1 protein-coding gene is annotated in these 5,516 nt (G+C 52.6%); it reads left to right on the top strand.

Going from position 1 to position 5,516, the window contains the following annotated elements; translation table 11 throughout:
* The coding region (locus R7P36_RS24775) for a tandem-95 repeat protein (protein WP_318122333.1) at window positions 1–5,516 on the top strand (5,516 nt) is incomplete at both ends.

Below are 5,516 nucleotides of genomic sequence, written 5' to 3' on the forward strand. Positions count from 1 at the left end.
TCGGTCAACCCGGACGGCAGCGTCACTTACACGCCAAACGACAACTTCCACGGTACAGACAGCTTCACCTACATCGTTACCTCGGGTGGGGTATCGGAGTCCACCTCGGTGAACGTCGATGTCACACCAGTCAATGACGCGCCAGTGGCAAAAGATGATACCGCTGTCACTGACGAAGACACGCCAGTGACGATTGATGTCCTGCCAAACGACACCGACATCGATGATGATACGCTGTCTATCCAATCGGCGTCTGTACCTGAAGCACAAGGCACAGTCGAGATTGTTGACGGCAAACTGGTGTTCACACCGGCTGAGAACTTCCATGGTGACGCCGAAATCACTTACACCGTTACGGATGGTTCGCTGACTGACCAAGCGACGGTTAACGTCACCGTGAATGCGGTGAACGACACGCCTGTGGTTGAAAGCAGCCTCGCAGACCAAACCTTGGCGGAAGACTTTACGCCATACAGCATCGATCTAAATACCGCTTTCAGCGATGTGGATAATGTGGATGGCGAGCTGAGCTTCAGCGTTTCTGGCAACAGCAACATTCAAGTGGCGATCGTCAATGGGATTGCTACGTTCACTCCAACGGCAGACTGGAACGGCTCAGAAGCGCTGACGTTTACGGCCACCGATCCAAGCGGTGAAAGCGTCAGCCAAACGGTGAACTTCACAGTTGCGCCTGTGGCGGACATCGTGGCAGACAAAGCGACGGTTGTGGAAGACACGCCGACCATCATTAAGGTCCTAGGTAACGACACGTTCGAAGGCGACGACAAAGTGGTGTCGTTGGATACCAATAACGCCCCAGCCAACGGCACGGTCTCGGTCAACCCGGACGGCAGCGTCACTTACACGCCAAACGACAACTACCACGGTACAGACAGCTTCACGTACATCGTTACCTCCGGTGGGGTATCGGAATTCACCACGGTGAACATCGATGTCACGCCAGTGAATGACGCGCCAGTGGCAAAAGATGATACCGCTGTCACTGACGAAGACACGCCAGTGACGATTGATGTCCTGCCAAACGACACCGATATTGATGGCGATAAGCTGTCGATTGACTCGGCATCTGTGCCGAGTGACCAAGGTAAAGTCGAAATTGTTGATGGCAAATTGGTGTTCACACCAGCTGAGAACTTCCATGGTGACGCTGAAATCACTTACACCGTTAGCGATGGTGCACTGACTGACCAAGCGACGGTCAACGTCACCGTGAATGCGGTGAACGACACGCCTGTGGTTGAAAGCAACATCGCAGACCAAACCTTGGCGGAAGATTTCACCCCATACAGCATCGATCTGAATACCGCTTTCAGCGATGTGGATAACGTGGATGGTGAGTTAACGTTTAGCGTCTCTGGTAACAGCAACATTCAAGTGGCGATCGTCAACGGTATTGCTACGTTCACTCCAACCGCAGACTGGAACGGCTCAGAGAGCCTAACCTTTACGGCCACCGATCCAAGCGGCGAGAGCGTTAGCCAAACGGTGAACTTCATAGTAGCGCCAGTGGCGGATATCGTGGCAGATAAAGCGACGGTTGTGGAAGACACGCCAACCATCATTAAGGTTTTAGGTAACGACACGTTCGAAGGCGACGATAAAGTGGTGTCGCTCGATACCAATAACGGCCCAGCCAACGGCACGGTCTCGGTCAACCCGGATGGCAGCGTCACTTACACGCCAAACGACAACTACCACGGCACAGACAGCTTCACCTACATCGTCACCTCCGGTGGGGTATCAGAGTCCACCACGGTGAACGTCGATGTGACGCCAGTGAACGATGCGCCAGTGGCAAACGATGATATCGCTGTTACTGACGAAGACAAGTCAGTGACGATTGATGTCCTGCCAAACGACACCGACATTGATGGCGATAAGTTGTCTATCCAATCGGCGTCTGTACCTGAAGCACAAGGCACAGTCGAGATCGTTGACGGCAAGTTGGTGTTCACGCCAGCTGAGAACTTCCATGGTGACGCTGAAATTACTTACACCATCACCGATGGTGCACTGACTGACCAAGCGACGGTCAACGTCACCGTGAATGCGGTGAACGACACGCCTGTGGTTGAAAGCAGCATTGCAGACCAAACATTGGCGGAAGATTTCACCCCATACAGCATCAATCTGAATACCGCTTTCAGCGATGTGGATAACGTGGATGGCGAGTTAACGTTTAGCATCTCTGGCAACAGCAACATTCAAGTGGCGATCGTCAATGGGATTGCTACGTTCACTCCAACGGCAGACTGGAACGGCTCAGAAGCGCTGACGTTTACGGCTACCGATCCAAGCGGTGAAAGCGTCAGCCAAACGGTGAACTTCACAGTTGCGCCTGTGGCAGATATTGAATCTGACCGCGCGACGGTTGTGGAAGACACGCCAACCATCATCAAGGTCTTAGATAACGACACGTTCGAAGGCGACGACAAAGTGGTGTCGCTCGATACCAATCACGGTCCAGCCAACGGCACGGTCTCGGTCAACCCGGACGGCAGCGTCACTTACACGCCAAACGACAACTTCCACGGTACAGACAGCTTCACCTACATCGTCACGTCCGGTGGGGTATCGGAGTCCACCACGGTGAACGTCGATGTCACACCAGTCAATGACGCGCCAGTGGCGACCAATGACAATGCCGTTACTGACGAAGACACGCCAGTGACGATTGATGTCCTGCCAAACGATACTGATATTGATGGTGATACGCTGTCTATCCAATCGGCTTCCGTACCTGAAACACAAGGCACAGTTGAGATCGTTGATGGCAAACTGGTCTTCACACCGGCTGAGAACTTCCATGGCGATGCTGAAATCACTTACACCGTCACCGATGGTGCACTGACTGACCAAGCGATGGTCAACGTCACCGTGAATGCGGTGAACGACACGCCTGTGGTTGAGAGCAACATTGCAGACCAAACCTTGGCAGAAGACTTTACGCCATACACCATCGATCTGAATACCGCTTTCAGTGATGTGGATAATGTGGATGGCGAGCTGAGTTTCAGTGTCTCTGGCAACAGCAACATTCAAGTGGCGATCGTCAACGGTATTGCTACGTTCACTCCAACCGCAGACTGGAACGGCTCAGAAGCGTTAACGTTTACGGCTACCGATCCAAGCGGCGAAAGCGTAAGCCAAACGGTGAACTTCACAGTTGCGCCTGTGGCAGACATCGTGGCAGACAACGCGACGGTTGTGGAAGACACGCCGACCATCATTAAGGTCTTAGGTAACGACACGTTCGAAGGCGACGACAAAGTGGTGTCGCTGGATACCAATAACGGACCAGCTAACGGCACGGTCTCGGTCAACCCGGATGGCAGCGTCACTTACACGCCAAACGACAACTATCACGGCACAGACAGCTTTACCTACATCGTTACCTCCGGTGGGGTATCGGAGTCCACCACGGTGAACGTCGATGTGACGCCAGTGAATGACGCGCCAGTGGCAAAAGATGATACCGCTGTTACTGACGAAGACACGCCAGTGACGATTGATGTCCTGCCAAACGACACCGACATTGATGGTGATAAGCTGTCTATCCAATCAGCTTCCGTACCTGAAGCACAAGGCACAGTCGAGATTGTTGATGGCAAACTGGTGTTCACACCGGCCGAGAACTTCCATGGTGATGCTGAAATCACTTACACCATCACCGATGGTTCGCTGACTGACCAAGCGAAAGTAGCCGTTACCGTTAATCCAGTGAACGATGCGCCAACGATCAAGGTCGATGCTGTAGAAAGTATCACTGAAGACGCAGTGAGTACCGATACGGTAGTGGCAACGTTGGAAGTCGCTGATACCGATACGCCAGAAGAGCAATTAACCGTTTCTTTAGAAAACAACTCAAACGGCTACTTTGCGTTAGTTGGCGATGAAGTCAAACTGACTCAAGCGGGTGTTGACGCGGTTAACAACGACGAACTCAACCTTAAAGACCTAACGATCAGCGCATCAGCATCGGATGGTGTTAATCCAACGGTTAGCGACAGTGATAGTTTGATTGTGAATCGCGTTAACGATGCACCAACAGTCGATAATGTCATTTCAGATCAAGTGTTAGCAGAAGATTTTACGATCTACACGATTGATTTAAACGACGCATTTAAAGACAGCGACTCCGCACTGAACTTCTCAGTGTCCGGCAACAGCAACGTGTTGGTTTCGATTGAAAATGGCATCGCGACCATTAGCCCAACTGCGGACTGGAACGGCTCAGAAGCGTTGACGTTTACTGCCACCGATCCAAGCGGCGAAAGCGTCAGCCAAACGGTGAACTTCACAGTTGCGCCTGTGGCGGACATCGTGGCAGACAAAGCGACGGTTGTGGAAGACACGCCGACCATCATTAACGTCCTAGGTAACGACACATTTGAAGGCAGCGACAAAGTTGTGTCGCTCGATACCAATAACGGTCCAGCGAACGGCACGGTCTCGGTCAACCCGGATGGCAGCGTCACTTACACGCCAAACGACAACTACCACGGTGCAGACAGCTTTACCTACATCGTTACCTCCGGTGGGGTATCGGAGTCCACCACGGTGAACATCGATGTCACGCCAGTGAATGACGCGCCAGTGGCGACCAATGACAACGCCGTTACTGACGAAGACACGCCAGTGACGATTGATGTCCTGCCAAACGACACCGATGTGGATGGCGATAAGCTGTCGATTGAATCGGCTTCCGTACCTGAAACACAAGGTACAGTTGAGATCGTTGATGGCAAACTGGTCTTCACACCGGCTGAGAACTTCCATGGTGACGCTGAAATCACTTACACCGTGACCGATGGTGCACTGACTGACCAAGCGACGGTTAACGTCACCGTGAATGCGGTGAACGACACGCCTGTGGTTGAAAGCAGCATTGCAGACCAAACCTTGGCAGAAGACTTTACGCCATACAGCATCGATCTAAATACGGCTTTCAGCGATGTAGATAACGTGGATGGCGATCTGACCTTCAGCGTCTCCGGCAACAGCAACATTCAAGTGGCGATCGTCAATGGGATTGCTACGTTCACTCCAACCGCAGACTGGAACGGCTCAGAAACCCTAACGTTTACGGCCACCGATCCAAGCGGTGAAAGCGTCAGCCAAACGGTGAACTTCACGGTAGCCCCTGTGGCGGACATCGTGGCAGACAACGCGACGGTTGTGGAAGACACGCCAACCATCATTAAGGTCTTAGGTAACGATACGTTTGAAGGCGACGACAAAGTGGTGTCGCTCGATACCAATAACGGTCCAGCTAACGGCACGGTCTCGGTCAACCCGGACGGCAGTGTCACTTACACGCCAAACGACAACTATCACGGGGCAGACAGTTTTACCTACATCGTTACCTCGGGTGGGGTATCGGAGTCCACCACAGTGAACGTCGATGTGACGCCAGTGAATGACGCGCCAGTGGCAACCAATGACACGGCAACAACACAAGAAGATACCGCTGTCACGATTGATGTCCTGCCAAA

Origin of the sequence: Vibrio sp. 397, from assembly GCF_033339395.1 — a bacterium.
GTDB lineage: Bacteria > Pseudomonadota > Gammaproteobacteria > Enterobacterales > Vibrionaceae > Vibrio > Vibrio alginolyticus.